Below are 20,811 nucleotides of genomic sequence, written 5' to 3' on the forward strand. Positions count from 1 at the left end.
TTCTGTCAGGTTTGCTGCTGCTTTAACCGATAATGATTTTTTCCGTTGGGTACTCGTAACCTAAGTCACGTGTTTCTTTTGGTACGAATAACATCAAAGTGTACAGCATACCGACACGGCCAATAAACATCAAAAGAGCAATCACGAGTTTGCCAATAGTTGATAAATCGCCCGTGATTCCTAAAGAAAGCCCTGTGGTTCCAAAGGCCGAGGAAACTTCAACAATGATGGCAATCAAAGGGATATCCTCGATGGCGGTCAAGAATAAGACACAAAAGAAGCACATGCCCATCGAAAGCATGAAGACTACCACCGATTTGCGGACGTCATCTTGATCGATGCGGCGACCAAAGATATTGATATTATCCTCACTTTTTAAGAAGGCATAGAGGTACAGCCCAATGATGGCAATGGTCGTCGTCCGAATCCCGCCACCAACAGAGCTGGGACTACAACCAATAAACATCAGCAAGGAGAAAACGATCAACGTCGTGGTTTGGAAGTTGCCTAAGTCATGGATCTGCAAGCCAGCATTCCGCGTTGTCATAGAATAAAACATGCTGTTCATCCACATACCACTAAAGCTGTAATCTTTGAATAAATAATCTTTCTCAAGGAAAAAGATCGCTAATGTGCCGCCGACAAAGAGGATCACGAAAGCCAAAACAGCAATTTTTGTGAACAAAGAAAAGCGAAACGGCAAGCGGCGGCGTTGTTTTTTCATTTTAAAAAGGACCCATTCCCGAAAGTCCATGATCACTGGAAATCCGATCCCCCCGATAAAAATCAAAATCATGATACACGTCAGGAAGAAATAATCATGGGAAAACGGCAAGATGGAATTGCCCGTCACATCAAAGCCAGAGTTGGTCACAGCAGAGATCGCTTGATAAAACCCATAAAAGATCGCGTCTCGCCAATTGTCATAATACCCGTAAAGATGAAAATAAACAGCGAAGATCGTGCCTGCTACCAACTGACAAACTAAAATGATGGTAAACGTCGTTCGAATCATCCGAACGATCCCGCTAAGCTTCGGCTGGTTCATATCCGTCATGATCAACTGGCGCTGCTTTAAACTGATTTTGCGCCGTGAAACGATCGCAAAAAAGGTCGAGATCATCATGATCCCTAAACCACCGACTTGAAAGAGGACTTCCAATAAAATGACCCCGCGGTCGTTAAATACGTCATTGATTGGGAAGGTAGTCAACCCTGTGACACTGACCGTGCTGACCGCCATAAAGAACAGATCGATAAACGCGACATGAGAGCCGGGTTCCCGAAAGAAGGGGAGTGAAAAAAGCCCCAAAGAGACCACCGTCATCACGATATAATAAAAAACGATCACTTGGATCGAAGACACATTCTGGGAAATAAATGTTTTGCTCCTGCGCTGTGTCAAGCGAGCAAAGCGGGTAAAGTTCATTACAAAAAACCCCTCACTAAATAAACTATCCCCAGTATACCAAAGAACCAAGTAGATTTGAAAGAAAGCAGGATAGAATTTATGAGCGGCAGAAATTGTGCAAGGAAAAGCTTTTGGAAAGTGTCGTTGAGAAGAAATGATCAGGCTGTGGTTCTTGCGGCAGCTTGATTGTTTAAGAAACTTAAAAACTCGAAGCAAATCAGTAAGGATTTCGCGATTTCAGAAGAAATCGCTAGCAATTTATGAGAAGATAAAAGAAGTAAAAGATAACAGCGACGATCCGCACGGAACAATAGCGAGAAAGCGGACAAAAAAGCGTATCAAATTTTTTGACAATCGAGACGGAAATGGGGAAGATCATGAAAGACGTAAAAATTATTTTTTTCGATGTTGATGGCACACTGATCGATATGAGCAAAAAGCAAATCTCTGAAAGAATGTTAGCCACATTAAAAGCCTTGAAGAAGCAAGGGATCCTGTTGTGCATTGCGACTGGCAGAAGTCCCATCGCGTTGCCGCAATTTGAAGGCGTGACCTTTGATGCGTTTTTGACCTTTAACGGATCGTATTGTTTTAATCAAGCCGAGGGGATCCACCAAAACCCCATTCCTAAAAAAGATGTTCAGCAAATCATAGAAAATGCCACGGCACTCAAGCGTCCAGTAGCGATCGCTACGAAGGACCGAACGGTTGCCAATGGCAAAGATGCTGATTTAGTTGAGTATTTTTCCTTTGCCCACCAAGAAGTGATCGTGGCAGAAGATTTTGATGAGGTGATCCAGCAGCAAGACATTTTCCAAGTGATGCTTGGCTCAGGGAAAGAAGACTACGCCAAAGTGATGGCAAATACCACAGAGGCGAAAATCACCGCCTGGTGGGATCGGGCAGTCGATATTATTCCAGCCAGCAGTGGGAAAGGAAGCGGCATTGCCAAAATGCTGGCTTACTATGGCTTGGATAAATCCGAAGCCATTGCCTTTGGCGATGGCAACAATGACATTGAGATGCTAGAGGCAGTCGGCTGGGGTCTCGCAATGGCCAATGCTTCGGACGAGTTAAAAGCAATCGCCGACGAAGTGATCGGTCACGTAGCCGAGGAAGGCATTTATCAATACTGCTTAGAAAATGGGTTGCTGGGTGAAGCCGTGCAGTGATGGGCAATGCGCCAGTTGTGGTTGCCCACTAAGAACATGCGCCGCCAGGATCGCTACTGGGTGTCTGTTTCATCAAATAAAAAAACTGTTTCCGAAATGCATTAGGGAAACAGTTTTTTTGATATAAAGTTGTTTAGCAATGTGTACGGTTTACAGCGCCTCCACCGCTTCGATCGCCTGATAGACTTTTTCGGGTGTGATCGCAGGATCAATCAAAATAAAGGTTTCTTCTTCTTTGACAGCATAGGTCAGAACCGAGGCGAAGTAATCCCGATCAAGGCGCGTCACGTGGAGATCCTTCAGCTTCATTGGCAAGTGCAAAGCTTCGTAAAACGGCCGTAATTTTTCAATCACATCAAAATCATTGGTATAGGCAAGCTGGACCCAAATGCAGTAGGCGACTTTGTTGCCGTGCAAGACGCTATGGGTCTCACTCAAATAAGACAAGCCGTCATGCAGCGCATGCGCACCGGACGTGCGGCCAAATTCGACTGCAAAACCGCCAACTTCGCCTGCCAAAGCAATGATCGCATCGGTGATGCGGGCAAAGGCGGGGGTCAGCTGCCCGGTTTCTAAGTCTTTGACGGCTTGGATCGCATCGGCAATCAGCAAGTTTTTGATCAAAAGAGCGCTTTGGAAACCTAGCCGTACTAAGGCAGTCTTGTCGTCTTCTGCCATGTTGCGGACGATGGCTTCCATTTCATAATATTTGGCTAAGGTATCAGCGATCCCTGCGATAAAGTAATCAACAGGTGTGGCTAGTAAAAAACGGGTGTCGACGATCGTCATGTAGGCACCTTTTTTGGCATAGTCGATTTTACAAATCGTATGATCGGGGTAATAGGCGACGATCACCGGGGTGAAGGGTGCACAGTTAGAAACCAATGTAGGGATCACGATCAATTCTGCACCAAGGGTTTGGGCGGTGATTTTTGCTGTATCAGCGACCTTGCCGCCGCCGATTGCCACCACGGCATCTGCTTGCTGGATCGCTTCAGCTAAGGTTTGCGCATTTTCATAACTCGATGATCCATCGTAACGGTAGATCGGGTAGTCGAATGAATGAGGGTAATAGTTCGAAAACACATCGAATGACTGCTCCCCAGTAATTACTGCTACCTCTTGGAACTCTCGTAAATACTCTGGCAAATCAGTTAAGACCCCATCGCCCGTAATATAACGGTTTGGACCTGGACGGACTTCATTGGCTAACATCAAACAAACACTCCTTTATAATCGTCAGAATTTTCTAATCAGTGTATCGTGAAAATGCCCTGACTGTCAATTTCCTTTTGGCAAAAAAAAACAGAAAACAGCCGATCTGCTGACGAGGCAGATCGGCTGTTAGTGATGAATTGTAATGAACGTTCCCCAAAAAGTTAAGCCCAGTTTTGGCGAATAAAGCCGGCTCGACCGGAGCCTTCGCTATAAGCATTGTAATGGGCTGCATTTTTTTTGTAAAAATCTTGATGATAGTCTTCTGCAGGATAAAAAGGTTCTGCTGGTTCGATCTTCGTTACGATCGGACGGTCAAAGCGGCCACTAGCTTGCAACTGCGCCTTTGATTTTTCCGCAATCGCTTTTTGTTCTTCACTATTGTAAAAAATCACTGGACGATAGGAATCACCACGGTCGGCAAACTGACCAAACGCATCTGTGGGGTCTGTCTGTTGCCAATAGATGGCAACCAATTCTTCATAAGAGATGACTTCAGGATCAAAGGTGATCTCAACTGCTTCGGTGTGACCGGTGGTACCTGTCGTTACTTGTTGGTAGGTTGGGTTAGGCACATGGCCACCAGTAAAGCCAGAAACCACTTTGAGGATGCCTGGCAGCGAATCAAAAGGCTTCACCATGCACCAAAAACAACCGCCAGCAAAAATTGCCGTATCTTTCATAGGTATTCCTCCTTTGCTTCTATGGTATGCTTCTAGTAGAGAAAAACAAGAGATATGCTTAGAAAACAGGGCAATGAAGAAAGGAAGTTTGCATGGAAAGTATTTTGATTTTACTTCGAGGTAATTCTGGCAGCGGCAAAACCACTATTGCCAAAGCTGTTCAGCACGTTTTTGGGGAAGAGGCAGTGCTGATTTCACAAGATGTTTTTCGGCGAGAAATTTTTTGTGTCAAAGATACCCCTAATAATTTAGCCAGCGGTTTGATGAAAGAAGCTGTCCTATATGCGAAGGGGAAAGTGCCGGTGGTACTTGTTGAAGGAATTTATTCTCGTGAAAAATACCAAGACTTTCTCGACTTTCTAATGAAACTCTTTCCCAAAAAAAAGCTAGTTTATTATTTTGATCTTTCTTTTGAGGAAACGGTCAAAAGACATCAGACCCGAATGCAGCGAGACTATTTTTCCGAGGAAACGATGCGTAAATGGTGGCTTGAGCGAGACTTGCTTTTCCCAAAAGGATCTTCAGAGGAAAGACTGATCAAAGAAGGCCTAACGATAGCAGAAACGGTCGATCAGATCATCGCAGATTATCAAGAAACAAGAAGGAGTGATTGAATATGACGCGAATCATTGAACAAGGAACAGACCAAGAATTGGCTGCGTTAGAAACAGCATTAACAGCTTACACAAAGCACCAAAAACCATTTACACAAACAGAGACCTATCAGAACTTTAGCAGTGTAATCAAAAAAGAGGGTGTGGTGATTGCTGGTGGCATTGCCTACGCCTCAATGTATCATATCGGCTATCTTGACACCCTGTGGGTCAAAGCATCCGAGCGGGGAAAAGGGTATGGCAAGCAGATTCTTACGGATCTTGAACAGCAGTTGAAAGCATTTGGCTGTGAAAACTGTCAGACGGCGACCTTTGATTTTCAAGCGCCAGATTTTTATCAGCGAATGGGTTATGACGAAATTGGGAGAATCGCCCATACGCAAAATCAGCTAACAGAAATTTTTCTAGTAAAGAAATTACATGATTGATTCCAAATTGATTCTCATATAAACCTTTGAACAAGGAAAAAACCAATGAGAGAGGGGCACAACCAATGTTAGATAAATCAATTCCATATGCAGAAATCTGGATGAAGCGAGCGCACAAAAACACACCGATCCAGCCCCTTCAATCCGATAACTATTCGCTACGCAGCTACCAAGCAGGAGACGAAAGGCATTGGGCACGGATCGAAACATCCGTCGGAGAGTTTGACAATGAGGCCGAGGCATTGGCGTATTTTGAAAAGGAATTTATGCCCGAGCAAGCACAGCTAGGACAGCGAATGTTTTTTGCCCTTGATCAATCAGGTACACCGGTCGGTACGGCTACCGCTTGGAAAAAAGCCAAGCAAGACGGCACACTGGTTCCACTAGTCCATTGGGTAGCAGTAATGCCGCAAGCCCAGCGCCAAGGGATCGCTCGCGGCTTGGTCACGCAAGTCGTTTCTGTCTTGGAGGCAGCCAACGAACCGATGTATCTTCATACGCAAACTTGGAGCCACGCAGCAATCAAGCTCTATCAGCAGCTTGGATTTGCGATCATTGCAACGGATATCAATGGGGCTGAAAATCCAGAATACCCACTGGCTTGTCAAGTATTGGCAGAAGTGGCCCAAAAAGCCAGAAACGAGTAAGAGATGCTGGCGGAAAAAAATCCGTTAACTTTTCGTAAAACTCTTGCGTAAAAGGCGGCATGTGTCGAATTTAAGTCTGTAAAAATTCTCCTTTTTCAAGTATAATACCAAAGGAGTATGAGGAAGGATGGGCGAGATGGCACAGCTTTTTTTTAAATATGGCGCAATGAATAGTGGGAAAACGATCGAGATACTGAAAGTTGCTCACAACTATGAAGAACAAGATAAACCAGTCGTGATCATGACAAGCGGATTGGACACGAGAAGTGGCGTGGGAAATGTTTCGAGTCGCATCGGCTTAGAACGAGACGCGATCCCGATTTTTGATGAAACGGATCTGTTCCATTTGATCAAAGACCTGGGTTATAAACCTTATTGTATTTTGATCGACGAAGCGCAGTTCCTAAAGAAGCATCACGTGCTGGCTTTCACCAAAATCGTGGATGAGTTAGGTATCCCTGTGATGGCCTTCGGTTTGAAAAATGATTTCCGTAATGAATTATTTGAAGGCTCAAAATACTTGCTGCTTTACGCAGATAAAATCGAAGAGATGAAAACCATCTGCTGGTTCTGTCATAAAAAAGCAACCATGAACTTGCACTATATCGACGGAAAACCCGTTTACGAGGGCGATCAAGTACAAATCGGCGGCAATGAAGCGTATTATCCAGTTTGCCGCAAGCATTACTTTCACCCGGGAATGAAAAAAGAAGGAGAATAATCAATGTACGATCAGTTACAAGCAATCGAAGACCGTTACGAAGAATTAGGCGAATTACTAAGTGATCCAGCCGTGATCTCTGACACCAAACGCTTCATGCAGCTTTCAAAAGAAGAAGCCAATACACGGGAAACGGTGGAAGTCTACCGCCGTTACAAAGAAGTCGTTGAAGGAATCAAGGATACCGAAGAAATGCTTGGGGAAAACCTTGATGCGGAAATGGCAGAGATGGCCAAAGAAGAACTCTCTGACTTGAAAAAAGAAAAAGATGTTTTAGAAGAACGCATCAAAATCTTGTTATTGCCAAAAGATCCGAATGATGACAAAAACATCATCATGGAGATCCGTGGTGCAGCAGGCGGCGATGAAGCAGCCTTATTTGCTGGCGATCTTTTCAATATGTATCAAAAATATGCGGAAAACCAAGGTTGGAAAGTCGAAGTCATGGATGCCAACGTCACTGGGATCGGCGGCTACAAAGAAGTCATCATGATGATCACCGGCGACAACGTCTTTTCAAAATTGAAATATGAGAGCGGCGCCCACCGAGTGCAAAGGGTACCGTCTACCGAATCACAAGGCCGAATCCATACGTCTACGGCAACGGTCGTGGTTATGCCTGAAGCAGAAGAAGTCGAAATCGATATCGCAGACAAAGATATTCGAACCGATATTTACCATGCCTCTGGTGCTGGTGGTCAGCACGTCAACAAAACAGCTTCTGCTGTTCGTTTGACGCACTTGCCAACAGGGATCGCTGTTGCGATGCAAGATGAGCGTTCACAGCTGAAAAACCGTGAGAAAGCGATGAAAGTCTTGCGGGCACGGGTCTATGACCAAATGCAGCAAGAAGCACAAAGCGAATACGATGCAAACCGTAAATCAGCAGTGGGTACCGGCGATCGTTCTGAACGGATTCGGACCTATAACTTCCCACAAAACCGCGTAACAGATCACCGTATCGGGTTAACTATTCAAAAATTGGATCAAATTTTAGCTGGAAAACTCGATGAAATTGTTGATGCACTGATCGTTTACGATCAAACATCAAAATTAGATGAGATGCAAAATGGCTAAAACCTATCGAGAAGTCCTTTCACGGGCTTCTTCTTTTTTAGAAACGAAAGGGCTGGACGGGTATGCGATCCAATACCTGTTTTTACAGCGAAAAAACTGGCAGCAACTCGATTGGCTGCTGCAGATGGACCAACCCATCCTAAGGGAAGATGAGGCACAGATCGCAGCAGATCTTGAACAGCTGCTACAGCATGAACCCCCGCAATATTTACTGGGGTATGAAGAATTTTATGGGCATCGCTTAAAAGTGACTCCTGCAACCTTGATCCCGCGTCCAGAAACCGAAGAGCTGGTGGAAAAGTGTTTGGCAAAATTACCAGCAGATCAGCCACTACGAGTCGTAGACATCGGCACAGGTACTGGAGCGATCGCCATTGCCTTGAAATTGGCACGTCCCCAGTGGGCCGTAAGTGCCGTGGATCTTTCAGCAGAGGCATTAGCCGTTGCTAAAGAAAATGCGGCAACCTTAGGCGCAGAGATCCGCTTTTTCCAAGGAAATACCTTAGAGCCTGTGGCAGATCAGCAATGGGATCTGATCGTTTCCAACCCGCCGTATATCAGCGCTGAAGAGTGGCCGCTGATGGATATCAGCGTACGGGAAAAAGAGCCTAAAATGGCGCTTTTTGCTCAAGAACAAGGGTTAGCGATCTATAAGCAATTAGTACAGCAAGCACCGAAGTGTTTGGCGCCAAGTGGGCAAATGGCGCTAGAAATCGGCTTTCAGCAAGGACCCGCCGTTCAACAACTGTTTGCAGCCGCTTTTCCCAACAAAGAAGTCACCGTAGTAAAAGATCTTGCGGGTCAAGACCGGATGGTGTTCGTCAGTCATCCACAAGATGTGGATAAATAAATTTTTTTACACAGGAAAAATTGCAAAAACCTTATGAAATGAACGACTTCTAAATAAACCGAGTTATAAACAGGGTTATCCACACTTGACAAACGACTTATCCACAAAATGTGGAAAAGAAACAAGAAAATGTTGATAAGTGTGGAAACTTCTCAAAAAAGGATGTGGATAAATTGTGGAAACAAAAATTTTTAATCAATCACAGTTAAACGAAGCAGCAGCTATTTTAGCTGAGGGGGGATTAGTGGCGTTCCCGACGGAAACCGTCTATGGACTAGGGGCTAGCGCGCTTTTGCCCAATGCTGTTGCGCAAGTATATCAAGTCAAAGGACGACCTAGTGATAACCCTTTGATCGTTCATATTGCCGAGCCAGAGCAGTTGGAACCGTTTGTGGATAACAAGCATCCCTTCGCTGATAAATTGATGGAAACTTTCTGGCCGGGGCCCTTAACCTTGATCTTTTCGATCAAAAAAGACAGTTTACCTAGCATCGTTACTGGCGGCTTATCCACAGCGGCGTTTCGGATGCCCAACAACACCAAGACGTTAGCGTTGATCAAACAAGCCCAACAGCCATTGGTTGGTCCTAGCGCGAATACATCTGGTAAACCAAGCCCAACATCAGCTGCGCATGTTCAGCATGATCTGGCAGGCAAAATTGCTGGCATCTTGGATGATGGGGTGACGCAGATCGGTGTCGAATCAACAGTCTTAGATTTGAGTGACCCAACGGCGCCGCCGGTCATCTTACGCCCTGGTGCGATCTCTAAAGAACAGCTTGAAGCAGTCTTACAAACGAAAGTCCTCGTCGATCAGCACTTAGTAACAGAAAGTGAAGCACCCAAAGCGCCAGGCATGAAATACAAGCACTATGCACCGAATACTAACGTCATGATGGTCAATGACCAAGATTGGTCGGCAGCCATGGCTTGGGCAAAAGAACAGCAGCTTAAGGTAGGTGTTTTAGCTGGACCGACGATCGCCGAGCAAGTCCGCTTTGAAGCGGCAGCCATTTATTTATTTTTTGATGACAGTGTGGAAGCCGCGACAAAAGGGCTGTTTGCGGGGTTACGGGCGTTAGATGAATCGATTGCTGAGCTAGATATCTTATTTGCACCCACGTTTCCAGAAAGCGGCTTAGGGGCTGCTTATATGAATCGGTTGAAAAAAGCTGCAAATCAAAGTTTCTTTCAAGAAAATTAGCAAAAAACCAGAATTCATTATAGGTAGCTTATGAAGAAATGTGATACAATGCTACCATTAAGGTAAAGGGGTGTTGTAAGCATGGATTATCAAACGTTTGATCCCGAATTGTGGCAAGCGATCGAAAAAGAAACGAATCGTCAACAAAACAATTTGGAATTGATTGCGTCTGAAAATATCGTTTCAGAAGGTGTAATGGCTGCGCAAGGTAGTATTTTGACAAATAAATACGCTGAGGGTTATCCAGGTCGTCGTTACTATGGCGGTTGTGAATTTGTTGATGTGGTAGAAAACTTAGCAATTGAACGGGCGAAAAGTATTTTCGGTGCGGCATATGCCAATGTTCAACCGCATTCTGGTTCTCAAGCCAACACAGCAGCTTATTTAGCGTTGATCGAAACAGGCGATACAGTATTAGGGATGGATCTTTCCGCAGGCGGTCATTTGACCCATGGCTCACCAGTGAATTTCAGCGGCAAGACCTATAATTTTGTTAGTTATGGTGTTGATCCTGCAACAGAAGTCATTGACTACAATGTCGTTCGTATTTTGGCGCGCAAGCATCAACCGAAACTGATCGTTGCCGGTGCCAGTGCTTACTCACGTACGATCGATTTTGCGAAGTTCCGTGAAATCGCTGATGAAGTTGGCGCAAAATTGATGGTGGATATGGCGCATATCGCTGGTTTAGTAGCGGCTGGTCTTCATCCAAACCCAGTTCCTTATGCGGACATCACGACTTCTACGACCCATAAAACATTACGCGGCCCTCGAGGCGGTTTGATTTTAACAAATGATGAAGACTTAGCGAAAAAAATCAATAGTGCCGTTTTCCCTGGCATCCAAGGCGGACCATTAGAGCACGTGATCGCAGCGAAAGCTGTCGCTTTTAAAGAAGCACAAGATGCGTCGTTCAAAGAGTACTCTGAACAAGTCATCCGCAATGCGCAAGCAATGGCGAAAGTCTTCAACCAAGCACCACAAGCCCGCTTGGTCTCTGGTGCAACAGACAATCACCTATTATTGATCGATGTGCGTGGCTTTGATTTGAACGGAAAAGAAGCAGAAGCCTTGCTGGATCAAGTCAATATCACCGTCAATAAAAACTCGATTCCTTTCGAATCATTAAGTCCTTTCAAAACGAGTGGGATTCGCGTGGGGACACCAGCGATCACTAGTCGTGGCTTTAAAGAAGAAGATTGTGTCGAAGTGGCGAAATTGATCGTCAAAGTTTTAGAAAAACCAAATGATGAAGCCGTCTTGGCAGAAGTAGCGGCGCAAGTCAAAGAATTGACGGACAACTATCCACTTTACAAAAACAAATAAAATGGGACTGTGACAGAAGTTAAGGTCAGACAAGACGTCTCACGCGTTTTTCTTGCGCTCCAGCTCTTTGATCACCAAAAGTGAAAAAGGGGCTAGAATGAACGTAGAGGCGTGTTACATGCCGTCTTGTCTCCTTCCTTCTAACACAATCCTTTTTTTGAGGAAAAGCAGTATTGCCTAGGGCAGATGGTTGTAACAAGAGCCGATTTGCTTTAAAATAAGAGAAAAACCAAAGGAGATTTTTTTAAATGGGTAAATTTCAAGTAATCGATCACCCGCTGATCCAACACAAATTAACAATGATCCGCGACAAGAACTGTGGAACAAAGGTTTTCCGTGAAGTTGTTAATGAAATCGCAATGTTGATGGCGTATGAAGTGTCTCGCGACATGCCGCTTGAAGATCTAGTGATTGAAACACCAATTGAAGAATCAACACAAAAAACACTATCCGGTAAAAAGGTAGCGATCATTCCGATCCTGCGCGCAGGTCTAGGCATGGTTGATGGTATCCTTGAATTGATCCCAGCCGCAAAAGTTGGTCATATCGGGATGTACCGTGATGAAGAAACGCTAGAACCACACGAATACTTCGTAAAATTACCTGAAGATATCGATGAACGTCAATTATTTATCGTTGACCCAATGTTAGCTACGGGTGGTTCAGCGATCATGGCGATCGATGCACTGAAAAAACGTGGTGCTTCAAACATGAAATTCGTCTGCTTAGTTGCTGCACCAGAAGGCGTGAAAGCATTGCAAGATGCCCATCCAGATGTTGACATCTACACTGCAAATCTTGATGAACGGCTAAATGAACACGGCTATATCGTTCCTGGTTTGGGCGATGCCGGTGACCGTCTATTCGGTACAAAATAAATCAATACAAATACGAAAAAGGCAACTGAAGTTTTGCCTCGTCAATGACGCCATGGAAGAAGATCGACAGCCAAAACGGTTCGATCGGTTATCCATGGCTTTTTTTGCGTTTTTCAAAAAAACAGACAATGAAAAAAGGAGAAAATCAACTGATTTTCTCCTTGCATTAAACGGGTTATAGTTTGGTTAATTGTTTGTAATTGATGATCAATACACCATTACTTTGCGAAACTAATTTCTGGTTTTCTGGGGTTTCGTTCAGCTCGACCACCGCAGAGTTTTTCAACTGCTTTGTGATGGTACCAGTTTGTTTCTTCCCATGGAACGTGAACATGACAGGAGTAGCGACCTCAAACGTTGAACCTTCTTGTGACGGGACAATTGTTGTTTCGAATTTACCAAATGTTGCCATGTAAAAACCTCCTTGATACTTCTATTATATCACAATTTTCGGAAAATTTCAGTAAGTAGATTTTTTTCAGCAGACCTCTTTACAAAACAACCGTTTTTGCATATAATTTTCTTTGTGCCATACAACGCCAGCTTAGCTCAGTTGGTAGAGCAACGCACTCGTAACGCGTAGGTCGTAGGTTCGATCCCTATAGCTGGCATAAGAAATGAAAAACCATGAATCTTCTTTTAGAGGATTCATGGTTTTTCTTTTGTAGGCGATAAGTAATCTAAATTTTTCCTGATTTACCCGATAACTGTTCTTATTCGCCCATTAGCATTACATGGCATGTCCTATTTCGCACACGATTTTGATCGAAATCAACAAAATAGATATAGCCTACAGAGCCGATCTCTAGCTTGCCATTACTTAAAATAAAGCTTTCGCTTGCACCGAAAAAACTCGAGCGAATATGTGCATCGCCGTTTAAAATCGTTGCTGGATCTGTTGGGTAGTTTGGATCGTCCAGACTCATCAAAAATTCTAAATGCTTTGGTCCAGGATAACGATAATCGGTATTTTCTGATAGTTCACGAGGAATAATTTTATCGAGAATTCGGTTTAAATCAACTTGAAGAAATTCATCTCCGTTAAAGTCTATATCATGCATGTATTCTTCAAAGATAACAGAACAAGTCGTATGGGGAGACTGTACGAGACAGATTCCATTTGAAATTCCGCTTTTTTCAACCATTGCTTTCACTTCTTCTGTGATGTTGTGGTAAGACACTCGATTCCCGTTAGAAGTTAACGTCAGTTGCTCTTTTAAAAATTTCACAGTCTTAATCCTCCTTTTTGTGCTTCACCGCTTGTTTGATCATTTCTGTAAGGGTTTGAACTGGATCATCTGCTTGCACAATACCGCTTGTCCCTCCGGTACCATCAGCACCTGACGACAAAGCTTTTTCAACATCGGCAGCACTAGATATACCAGCAGCCTGCAAAATCAGGATTTCTGGATCAATTTCCCGAACAACACGATTTGTTTCCGTCATGTATTGAAGATCACTGGTTTGTCCTGTCCCAATTAGTTCGGTTGGCTCGCAAACCATCACATCGGGTTTTAGGGAAGCCGCGGCTCTCGCTTCACTCAATGAATTCGCACAGACAATTGTTAAGAGACCCAATTCATTTGAGCGCTGAATCGCTTTAGTCAGTTCTTGCAATGTCATGGGGTGTTCAGCATGGTTTAAAAAGGTAGCTTCAGCTCCGGCTTCTGCCACTGCTTCGGGTAAAACATAGCCCATTCCACGACCAGTTTCGATTCCGTCTAAATGTTGGACAGTGACGAATAAATGTGTTGTTGCCTGTTTAATTAAAGAAACGTCTGCATGCTGAACAGTAAATAGAATGTCGATGTCATACAAAGATGACAACTCATCAGCAGCTTTTGCCAATGCCAATGCTTGTTTTCCATAAAGATAGGCTTTGGGATTGATGACAAAGAATGGTGTTCTTAAAGTTCTTTTTTTCATTAGCTTTCTCCTTCACGGTAAGGTTTGGTATGAAAGACTGTAAAATAGTGCTCGAGTGTCTTGGACATTCCATTGCTTGCTGAATGAAGTAAATCGAAATAGTCATTTGGTTGATTTTTGTGAATTTCATTCATAGCAGCAGTGACAAAGTCAGTAAAAATATTTATTTTCCGGATACCTTCTAAGGCACATTTTTCAAGGTTTTCATCGCCAGAAGAGGATCCGCCATGCAGAACAAGAGGAACATTGACGGCATGGTGTATTTCCTTTAAAACGTCAAAATTTATTTTGGGTATCCCTTGATAATGTCCGTGAGAGGTGCCAATAGAAACTGCCAACGAATCAACCCCGGTTAATTTGGCAAATGTAACAGCCTCAGAAGGTTCTGTGTAAATAGATTGACTATTTACGGCTGATTCCAGACTGTTTTCCGACCCAACGTGCCCGATTTCGGCTTCAACAACGACACCATTTTTATGAGCGTAATCGGCGATCTCCTTTGACCGACGGACATTTTCTTCAAATGGCTCCTCAGAAGCATCGATCATTACGGAAGTAAAACCTAGATGAATGGCTCTTTTGATGACCTCTTCATCGGTACCATGATCTAAGTGCAAAGCGATAGGTGCAGTGCTTTTCTTTGCCAAAAATTTTCCAATCATGGCAGCCTCTTCTAAAGTCAACATGTTCATATGGGACTGAGCGAAGGCCAATATCAAAGGCTTGTTTAAACGTTCAGCAGTCTCCGCGTATGTTCTTGCACTAGTTAAGTCGAAAAAATTTGCTGCAGGTAATGCATAATTGTGTTTTTCTGCATGTGCGAATAGTTCTTTTGTTGTGACCAACATAGGGCATTCTCCTTATTCTTTGATTTTCTTTTCGATTTCCGCGTACATTTCTTCTGTACCAATCCCTGTTAAGAGTGGCAGCCCCATAATTACGCGATCTTTGATTGAGTCTGGAACAACCGTTGTACTCACCACGATGTCATAGTTATCAATTTTATTCATCTCATCTGCCACTTTGGATTGATACAGTTTCACTTGATCAGTCATCCCTTTTTCTTTCAGCCATTCTTTTACCTTATTTGTTACAATTGTTGAAGTTGCAACACCTGTACCGCACATAATCAATAGTTTTTTCATTATCATTTCCTCCTATAATTTCGATGTTTGTTTCTTGGGACGAATTTTATTTACATAAATCAATCCAAACAAAACAGAGACGCCAATTATGGCTAAACCGCCCCAGCTTAATATTTTGGTTAAGCCGACATAAAGGAATGTGGTCCATAAACCACCTTCAGCCATAGCAGTGATCATAGAGTTTCCTTGTAGATCAAAGTTTGCGGATCGAGCAGCAGTAGTGACAAGCGGTGCTGCCCACGAAGTAATATAGAGAATGCTTACCATATAAATCGTTCCAGCAATTACTGTTCGAATGATGTTTCCTCCAAAAACAGCAGCCATCAAGCAAATCAGAAAGGGAATGGTTGCTAAATCACCAAAAGGCAAGGTCGTATTGCCAGGTAGAACTACGGCTAACAAAATAGTGATCGGAACTAGCAGCAATGAGGAAGATAGGACAGCTGGATGACCAACCGATAATGCTGCATCCATACCGATGTAAAGCTCTCTTCCAGGAAACCGTTTTTTGACGAATTCATTTGCAGATTCAGAAATAGGCGTTAGACCTTCCATCAGTAAAGCAACCATTTTAGGCATCAAAACCATCACAGCGCCTGTTTGGACGGCTAATTGGCCGACACCTGCTGTGTCATATCCGGCAAGTATTCCCATGATGAGACCAATCAAAAAGCCCATAACAGTAGAGTCACCAAAGACACCAAATTTTTTCTGAATGGTTTCTGGATCTGCTTTCCAATCTTTTAGTCCTGGAATACGATCAAAGAGCCAATTCATCGGAAGTGCAAAGATGAATCCTGGTGCGGCGGTACCATGAGGAAAAGTGATATTAGGAAATCCGTAGAACTTATTAATGATCGGACCTAAAATATCTCCCATTAAAAGAATCATCATCAAATAGATGACGGTGGCCGCGATCCCCATTGCAAAGTCTCCAGTGAGGGCATAAATCAGAGAAGAGATGAAGGCTGCGTGCCAAATATTCCAAATATCTACATTCAATACTTTAGTCAGCCCTAAAATGATGAGTAGAACATTTAGGACCACACCAATCGGAATGGCAAGACTTCCTAAAATCGTCCCGTAAGAAATTGCCGCTGCGGCAGGCCATCCGACATCAATCGTTGTCAAATTTAATCCTAGACGTTCAACCATATGCTGGGCGGCAGGACCCAAGCTGCTGCTTAGAAGGTCAATCACCAAATTCAATCCAACAAACCCGACACCAACAGTTAAGGCTGAAGTAAAGGCTTTGCCAGGCTTGGTTCCCAAAATTATTCCAAAAATAAAAATTAAAATAGGCAAAACAACGATTGAACCTAGATCAACGAACCACTGTAATGCATTTAACATAATTGTTCCTCCTTTTTATTGCAGGCCATTTTTTTCAATAATCGAAAGATACGCTTCTTTAGTCGTTACTGAGGATAGGGCTTCCAAAACCCCTGGTGTTTGAAACATAGAGATAAGATTTTGTAGCATACCCAATTGCTCATGTGGTTCCTTCAATGCAAGCATGAACAACAGAGATACATCGATTTTCTTTTCTTGCGAACCCATTTCAATAAATGAAAGGGGAGAGGCAAGTGACATAAAAGCGACTTGGGATCGTAAAACAAATTTGCTGTCCGTATGTGGGATCGCTACCCCAATGCCGTTAATTTTTAAACCTGTAGGAAAGGTTTCTTCTCGCTGTACGATATTTTGATAGAACTGATCATTTACACAATGAGTTTTGATGAGTTCGTCTGCTAATAGTCGAAAAGCTTCCTCTTTTGTTTTAGAATCTTTTTCAAGTAATACGATTTGGTGATCAAAAAACATGATCAATTTCCTCCTCTTAACAATCTTTGATACAGTTCTTCTTGCGTTTGACTATTAACGATCCATTGAATTTCTTCGGCTGAGTTAAACAATCCGTAAATCGAAGCGATCAACTCTTTTGCCTCGATCATGTTTTCTTCAGCAATCGCAAGCAAAACAATTAGTTGGATTTTTGTGTCTCCCCAAGTAATTGGCGCATCGAGGGTGAGAAAAGCAAGTTTTGTTTCTTTCACTGTATGTGGATCAGCATGTGGAATGGCTACTCCCGTCTTTAAGCCAGTGCTTCCTAGTTCCTCTCGTTCAAATAGAGAATGCTTAAATTTTGTTGTAACAAGCTTTTTTTTCAGATAATCATCTGCTAAAAAATCCAGTACATCTTTTTTTGTTCGAAACTTTTTTTTGACAAAAAGGAAAGTAGGATCTAAATATTTTTGTAATAAAGTCGTTTTCTGGTATTTTTTTGAGTAAAAATTTTTCTCATTCTCATTAAGATTAGATATCTTTGCTGAGATTCTTCCTATTTCTTCGGTAGTAGGAAGCGGCGAAATATAAATAACTGGCGGTGCTGTAATGTCCAATGGAATAGTTGATATGATCAGATCAACAGTTTCAAGAGATGTACTGACCAGTTTACTCAAAGGAATGATCTCCAATACGGTATCAGCAGCGATCGTTTGTTTGATACGGTTAAAAATCAACTCCGATGTAGCAAAACCAGATTGGCAAACAATTAGTATATGGTTAGTAATTTTTATCTTTTCAAAGGCTAGCTGAAAATGGATCGTCAGAAAAGAAACTTCGTCTTCTGTTAATAAGATTTGAAATCGCTCCTCTAAATCTCCAATTGCATATTTGGTCAATGTATACATTGTTGAGTATTGTTTTTTGATACTTTTTATCAGTGGGTTTTTCAATAAAATTCCTGTCTTTGATCGATGGATCATGGGAACGATATGAGCCAATAATGTTTGCAGCAATAATTTATCTTGTGTCAGATCTGCGTTTAACATATGTGACATTTTTTGAATAATTTGTTTCGTACAATTTGTGATAGTAGATTCGTGAGGCTCATCCATTTGACCAAAAGGCTCGATACCGTGTGCTAATAACAAGGAACATACATATTGAATATCTGTATCACTAAATTGAACAGGTAGTTGCTGTTGGATCATTTCAGAAAAATCAACCGCGATCATATAGAATTTCATTCGTCTAAGTTCGTCAAATACTAGCTGCTCTTGTTTTTCAATGTGTTTATCTATAAGAAGTCTTGAAAGAAAAATTCGCAATGAAAGCTTCAAAGATTCAATAGAATAATTATTGACTGGATGGCCGATTGTTTGAGTCATGTCTGAGACAAATTTCTTCGTTAAATCGAGAACCTTAGAGTCAAAGAGATTGTTGACCAAAAGATTTTCACTGGCTTTGGCGTCGGTATACTTCTCTAAAAAAGATTTGAATACGTTTTGAGCAGCAGATTCAACTGAGGTTAGCTTGAGTCCGCTAGTAGTCATTTTTGTTGATACTTGATGGAATCGACAGAAAGCAACGATTTCATCAACATCTTTCTTTATTGACTGGTTGCTAATATAAAAATATTCAGAGAATTCCTGATAATGCATTGGTTTTACTGAAAACAGATAGTTAGCGAAAATAAAGATTTTACGATAATTAGGTGAAAATAGTTCGAGTTTAGTCTCTTTTTTTGCTAACAATCGATAACCATTCTGTTTTGCTGATTCAGAACCAGATAAAAAGATTCCTTTTCTTGGTACTTTTTTGAGAGCTAGTCCCGAATCTTTTAGTTTCTTTTCTAAAGTCGTTAAATTGTTATAAACCGTTTTTTGGGATACATTTAACTGCTTTTGAAAAAAAGAGGCAGGGCGAAACTCCGTTTGTTCTAATAGTAGTTGCAACAGCAGTTGTTCTCGATTATTTAAAATCATTGGTTCACCTCCGGAAGCGCTTCCTTAATTGTATTCTAGTGAAATTATGTGGTGGCGTAAATAACATTTCATTACCACATTAATGTGGTAAATTAGGCTTGTCATGTATCAATTTATATTTTGGAAAAAGTAGTTAAGAGTAGTCATTTGTTGCTATCTATTTGAAACGAAAACTAGGTGGCGATCTATCATGGAGTTAAAGTTGCTTTATTCTGTTACATTGAGGAAAGATTTATCAAAAATAAAGAAGAATACTAAGAATAAGATATTTTATTAAGTAAGGAGAATAGACGAATTCAGCGAGTTTTCATTGAAAAGTATGTCGCTGAACTTCCTATCTAGTACATATACGATCGTTTTACTCTGATTGATCAGATATGAATCAGAATATAGCCCTTCTTTCATTGTAATTCTAAACAATTTCGGATTGTTTTTAACCCTCTTTTCCCGAAAATCATTAAAGTTTCTAAATTTTTTGTGAATGCTCGTGGACAATCCTTTCTTTTCTCCTCAAATATCACTATAATGGATAAAGATTCTACAGAAGAGAGTGTGGACATGGAAAATTCACGAATAAAAACGAACGATAATCGAATTGACTACGGTGTGATTCTACCCGTATTTTTATTATGTCTGATTGGTGTGGCGTCCTTGTATGTGGCGTTGACCCACGATCCAAATAACCCGAATATGTTGCGAACTTTAGGGTTTCAAGCTTTATGGTATGTGCTAGGTATTATTGCGGTGATTATTATCATGCAGATCAAATCAAAATGGCTTTGGAAATTGACTCCCTATATTTATGGAGCCGGATTAGCCGTCATGTTGGCGCTTTTGAAATTTTACGACCGGACAATGGCTGCCTCGACAGGGTCAAAAAACTGGTTCCGTTTTGGGGCCTTTACTCTCCAGCCGTCAGAGTTGATGAAGATCGCCTATATTATGATGTTGGCCTTAGTCGTCACACAGCACAATGTCAAGCATCGGGAACGAGATCTGAAAACAGATGGGTTGCTGATTGCGAAAATGTTGGCCGTCACGATTCCAGTACTGATCCTGATCACCTTGCAAAACGACTTTGGTACGATGTTGGTATTTCTGGCGATTTTCGGTGGGGTCTTCTTGATGTCGGGGATCTCTTGGCGAATCGTTGTGCCAGTGATTGCGGCATTCGTGATTCTCGGCGGCGGAACGATTTTCTTAGTGACTACCGATGTTGGTCGTGAGTTGCTGTACAATACAGGGATCTTTAAAGAGTACCAGTTCGCCCGTATCGATTCGTGGCTAGATCCTTTTCATGATACCCAAGGGCAATCCTTCCAATTGGCGTACGCTCTGATGGCGATCGCCTCTGGCGGGATGTTCGGGAAAGGATTTAATGTCAGCGATGTGTATGTACCAGTCCGAGAATCCGATATGATTTTTTCGGTGATCGGTGAGAATTTTGGGTTTATTGGCAGCGCGTTTGTCATTTTATTGTATTTTATTTTGATCTATCGGATGATCCGCGTATGTTTCGATACCAACAATGAATTTTATGCTTACTTGGCAACTGGGATCATTATGATGATTCTCTTCCATGTGTTTGAAAACATTGGCGCAAACATCGGTCTCTTACCGTTGACGGGGATTCCACTGCCGTTTATTAGCCAAGGAGGATCTGCCCTATTAAGCAATATGATTGGGATCGGTTTGATTTTATCGATGCGCTATCAAGCTGAGACCGCACCAAAAACACTTTAAG

At 42.4% G+C, this 20,811-nt stretch carries 22 protein-coding genes and 1 tRNA gene; 12 read left to right on the forward strand and 11 right to left on the reverse strand.

Annotation, left to right across the window (positions count from 1 at the left end):
* Positions 1-22 precede the first annotated feature (22 nt).
* Positions 23-1,480, reverse strand: a complete 1,458-nt coding sequence (locus A5870_RS01815) for a TrkH family potassium uptake protein (protein WP_226818252.1) — start codon at positions 1,478-1,480, stop codon at positions 23-25.
* Positions 1,481-1,788: 308 nt separating this feature from the next.
* On the opposite strand from A5870_RS01815, the gene A5870_RS01820 reads away from it, so the two are divergent.
* On the forward strand, positions 1,789-2,583 hold the full coding sequence (locus tag A5870_RS01820) for an HAD family hydrolase (protein ID WP_353615781.1): 795 nt from the start codon (positions 1,789-1,791) through the stop codon (positions 2,581-2,583).
* Between the two features lie 150 nt (positions 2,584-2,733).
* Here the strand turns inward: A5870_RS01820 and A5870_RS01825 are convergent, their stop codons facing one another.
* Positions 2,734-3,798 carry an iron-containing alcohol dehydrogenase family protein gene (locus tag A5870_RS01825; protein WP_086291623.1) on the reverse strand — a complete coding sequence of 355 codons (1,065 nt, stop codon included), beginning with the start codon at positions 3,796-3,798 and terminating at the stop codon, positions 2,734-2,736.
* A 164-nt stretch (positions 3,799-3,962) separates the two neighbouring features.
* Positions 3,963-4,481: a peptide-methionine (S)-S-oxide reductase MsrA gene (msrA, locus tag A5870_RS01830; RefSeq protein WP_077452300.1), complete on the reverse strand. Its 519-nt coding sequence runs from the start codon at positions 4,479-4,481 to the stop codon at positions 3,963-3,965.
* A 92-nt stretch (positions 4,482-4,573) separates the two neighbouring features.
* Between msrA and A5870_RS01835 the strand changes: the two genes are divergently transcribed.
* From A5870_RS01835 to upp, 9 genes are all read left to right on the forward strand, one after another.
* The gene (locus A5870_RS01835) at positions 4,574-5,095 is read left to right on the forward strand and encodes an AAA family ATPase (RefSeq protein ID WP_086291624.1); all 522 of its coding nucleotides are present in this window, start codon (positions 4,574-4,576) and stop codon (positions 5,093-5,095) included.
* Between the two features lie 2 nt (positions 5,096-5,097).
* Entirely contained in the window at positions 5,098-5,523 is a 426-nt protein-coding gene (locus A5870_RS01840; protein WP_077452298.1) for a GNAT family N-acetyltransferase, read from the forward strand.
* A 65-nt stretch (positions 5,524-5,588) separates the two neighbouring features.
* The gene (locus A5870_RS01845) at positions 5,589-6,170 is read left to right on the forward strand and encodes a GNAT family N-acetyltransferase (RefSeq protein ID WP_086291625.1); all 582 of its coding nucleotides are present in this window, start codon (positions 5,589-5,591) and stop codon (positions 6,168-6,170) included.
* A 136-nt stretch (positions 6,171-6,306) separates the two neighbouring features.
* A complete protein-coding gene (locus A5870_RS01850) occupies positions 6,307-6,891 on the forward strand; it encodes a thymidine kinase (RefSeq protein WP_005227882.1) in 585 nt (194 codons plus the stop codon).
* A gap of 3 nt (positions 6,892-6,894) precedes the next feature.
* On the forward strand, positions 6,895-7,968 hold the full coding sequence (prfA, locus tag A5870_RS01855; protein ID WP_005227884.1) for a peptide chain release factor 1: 1,074 nt from the start codon (positions 6,895-6,897) through the stop codon (positions 7,966-7,968).
* The gene (prmC, locus tag A5870_RS01860; protein WP_086291626.1) at positions 7,961-8,818 is read left to right on the forward strand and encodes a peptide chain release factor N(5)-glutamine methyltransferase; all 858 of its coding nucleotides are present in this window, start codon (positions 7,961-7,963) and stop codon (positions 8,816-8,818) included. Before prfA ends, prmC begins: the two co-directional genes overlap by 8 nt.
* Positions 8,819-8,993: 175 nt before the next feature.
* On the forward strand, positions 8,994-10,022 hold the full coding sequence (locus tag A5870_RS01865; RefSeq protein WP_086291627.1) for an L-threonylcarbamoyladenylate synthase: 1,029 nt from the start codon (positions 8,994-8,996) through the stop codon (positions 10,020-10,022).
* An 81-nt stretch (positions 10,023-10,103) separates the two neighbouring features.
* Entirely contained in the window at positions 10,104-11,348 is a 1,245-nt protein-coding gene (gene glyA, locus A5870_RS01870) for a serine hydroxymethyltransferase (protein WP_008379359.1), read from the forward strand.
* Positions 11,349-11,596: 248 nt separating this feature from the next.
* Complete coding sequence (gene upp / locus A5870_RS01880) at positions 11,597-12,226, forward strand: uracil phosphoribosyltransferase (RefSeq protein ID WP_005227894.1); 630 nt, start codon at positions 11,597-11,599, stop codon at positions 12,224-12,226.
* A gap of 175 nt (positions 12,227-12,401) precedes the next feature.
* Here upp and A5870_RS01885 read toward each other — a convergent pair whose 3' ends face one another.
* Positions 12,402-12,638, reverse strand: coding sequence for a hypothetical protein (locus tag A5870_RS01885; protein ID WP_005227896.1), 237 nt, complete (start codon positions 12,636-12,638; stop codon positions 12,402-12,404).
* 126 nt (positions 12,639-12,764) lie between these two features.
* On the opposite strand from A5870_RS01885, the gene A5870_RS01890 reads away from it, so the two are divergent.
* Positions 12,765-12,837 (forward strand) — tRNA-Thr (locus tag A5870_RS01890).
* A gap of 102 nt (positions 12,838-12,939) precedes the next feature.
* On the opposite strand, the gene A5870_RS01895 is transcribed toward A5870_RS01890, so the two are convergent.
* Genes A5870_RS01895 through A5870_RS01925 form a run of 7 tightly spaced genes read right to left on the reverse strand, consistent with a single transcriptional unit; the run spans position 12,940 to position 19,067 of the window.
* Entirely contained in the window at positions 12,940-13,455 is a 516-nt protein-coding gene (locus tag A5870_RS01895; RefSeq protein WP_086291628.1) for a YjbQ family protein, read from the reverse strand.
* Positions 13,456-13,459: 4 nt separating this feature from the next.
* Positions 13,460-14,152, reverse strand: coding sequence for a triose-phosphate isomerase (locus tag A5870_RS01900; protein WP_086291629.1), 693 nt, complete (start codon positions 14,150-14,152; stop codon positions 13,460-13,462).
* Positions 14,152-15,000 carry a class II fructose-bisphosphate aldolase gene (locus tag A5870_RS01905; protein ID WP_086291630.1) on the reverse strand — a complete coding sequence of 283 codons (849 nt, stop codon included), beginning with the start codon at positions 14,998-15,000 and terminating at the stop codon, positions 14,152-14,154. The genes A5870_RS01900 and A5870_RS01905 overlap by 1 nt, the downstream gene beginning before the upstream one ends.
* A gap of 12 nt (positions 15,001-15,012) precedes the next feature.
* Positions 15,013-15,297 (reverse strand): PTS sugar transporter subunit IIB, encoded by a 285-nt coding sequence (locus A5870_RS01910; RefSeq protein WP_010749080.1) that lies wholly within the window; start codon positions 15,295-15,297, stop codon positions 15,013-15,015.
* Positions 15,298-15,309: 12 nt separating this feature from the next.
* Entirely contained in the window at positions 15,310-16,650 is a 1,341-nt protein-coding gene (locus tag A5870_RS01915) for a PTS galactitol transporter subunit IIC (protein WP_016612941.1), read from the reverse strand.
* 15 nt (positions 16,651-16,665) lie between these two features.
* Complete coding sequence (locus tag A5870_RS01920; protein WP_005233600.1) at positions 16,666-17,121, reverse strand: PTS sugar transporter subunit IIA; 456 nt, start codon at positions 17,119-17,121, stop codon at positions 16,666-16,668.
* Between the two features lie 2 nt (positions 17,122-17,123).
* Entirely contained in the window at positions 17,124-19,067 is a 1,944-nt protein-coding gene (locus A5870_RS01925; protein ID WP_086291631.1) for a BglG family transcription antiterminator, read from the reverse strand.
* 558 nt (positions 19,068-19,625) lie between these two features.
* Here A5870_RS01925 and A5870_RS01935 point away from each other — a divergent pair.
* The gene (locus tag A5870_RS01935) at positions 19,626-20,810 is read left to right on the forward strand and encodes an FtsW/RodA/SpoVE family cell cycle protein (protein WP_034872154.1); all 1,185 of its coding nucleotides are present in this window, start codon (positions 19,626-19,628) and stop codon (positions 20,808-20,810) included.
* Position 20,811 lies beyond the last annotated feature (1 nt).

The sequence above is a fragment of the Enterococcus sp. 2G9_DIV0600 genome, assembly GCF_002140615.1.
Lineage (GTDB): Bacteria > Bacillota > Bacilli > Lactobacillales > Enterococcaceae > Enterococcus_D > Enterococcus_D innesii.

What these genes read in the sequence shown, in the direction of transcription:
- A5870_RS01820 (WP_353615781.1), top strand. Translation starts at nt 1,789, where the DNA reads ATGAAAGACGTAAAAATTATTTTTTTCGATGTTGATGGCACACTGATC.
- A5870_RS01825 (WP_086291623.1), bottom strand. Translation starts at nt 3,798, where the DNA reads ATGTTAGCCAATGAAGTCCGTCCAGGTCCAAACCGTTATATTACGGGC.
- msrA (WP_077452300.1), bottom strand. Translation starts at nt 4,481, where the DNA reads ATGAAAGATACGGCAATTTTTGCTGGCGGTTGTTTTTGGTGCATGGTG.
- A5870_RS01835 (WP_086291624.1), top strand. Translation starts at nt 4,574, where the DNA reads ATGGAAAGTATTTTGATTTTACTTCGAGGTAATTCTGGCAGCGGCAAA.
- A5870_RS01840 (WP_077452298.1), top strand. Translation starts at nt 5,098, where the DNA reads ATGACGCGAATCATTGAACAAGGAACAGACCAAGAATTGGCTGCGTTA.
- A5870_RS01845 (WP_086291625.1), top strand. Translation starts at nt 5,589, where the DNA reads ATGTTAGATAAATCAATTCCATATGCAGAAATCTGGATGAAGCGAGCG.
- A5870_RS01850 (WP_005227882.1), top strand. Translation starts at nt 6,307, where the DNA reads ATGGCACAGCTTTTTTTTAAATATGGCGCAATGAATAGTGGGAAAACG.
- prfA (WP_005227884.1), top strand. Translation starts at nt 6,895, where the DNA reads ATGTACGATCAGTTACAAGCAATCGAAGACCGTTACGAAGAATTAGGC.
- prmC (WP_086291626.1), top strand. Translation starts at nt 7,961, where the DNA reads ATGGCTAAAACCTATCGAGAAGTCCTTTCACGGGCTTCTTCTTTTTTA.
- glyA (WP_008379359.1), top strand. Translation starts at nt 10,104, where the DNA reads ATGGATTATCAAACGTTTGATCCCGAATTGTGGCAAGCGATCGAAAAA.
- upp (WP_005227894.1), top strand. Translation starts at nt 11,597, where the DNA reads ATGGGTAAATTTCAAGTAATCGATCACCCGCTGATCCAACACAAATTA.
- A5870_RS01885 (WP_005227896.1), bottom strand. Translation starts at nt 12,638, where the DNA reads ATGGCAACATTTGGTAAATTCGAAACAACAATTGTCCCGTCACAAGAA.
- A5870_RS01900 (WP_086291629.1), bottom strand. Translation starts at nt 14,152, where the DNA reads ATGAAAAAAAGAACTTTAAGAACACCATTCTTTGTCATCAATCCCAAA.
- A5870_RS01905 (WP_086291630.1), bottom strand. Translation starts at nt 15,000, where the DNA reads ATGTTGGTCACAACAAAAGAACTATTCGCACATGCAGAAAAACACAAT.
- A5870_RS01910 (WP_010749080.1), bottom strand. Translation starts at nt 15,297, where the DNA reads ATGAAAAAACTATTGATTATGTGCGGTACAGGTGTTGCAACTTCAACA.
- A5870_RS01915 (WP_016612941.1), bottom strand. Translation starts at nt 16,650, where the DNA reads ATGTTAAATGCATTACAGTGGTTCGTTGATCTAGGTTCAATCGTTGTT.
- A5870_RS01920 (WP_005233600.1), bottom strand. Translation starts at nt 17,121, where the DNA reads ATGTTTTTTGATCACCAAATCGTATTACTTGAAAAAGATTCTAAAACA.
- A5870_RS01925 (WP_086291631.1), bottom strand. Translation starts at nt 19,067, where the DNA reads ATGATTTTAAATAATCGAGAACAACTGCTGTTGCAACTACTATTAGAA.
- A5870_RS01935 (WP_034872154.1), top strand. Translation starts at nt 19,626, where the DNA reads ATGGAAAATTCACGAATAAAAACGAACGATAATCGAATTGACTACGGT.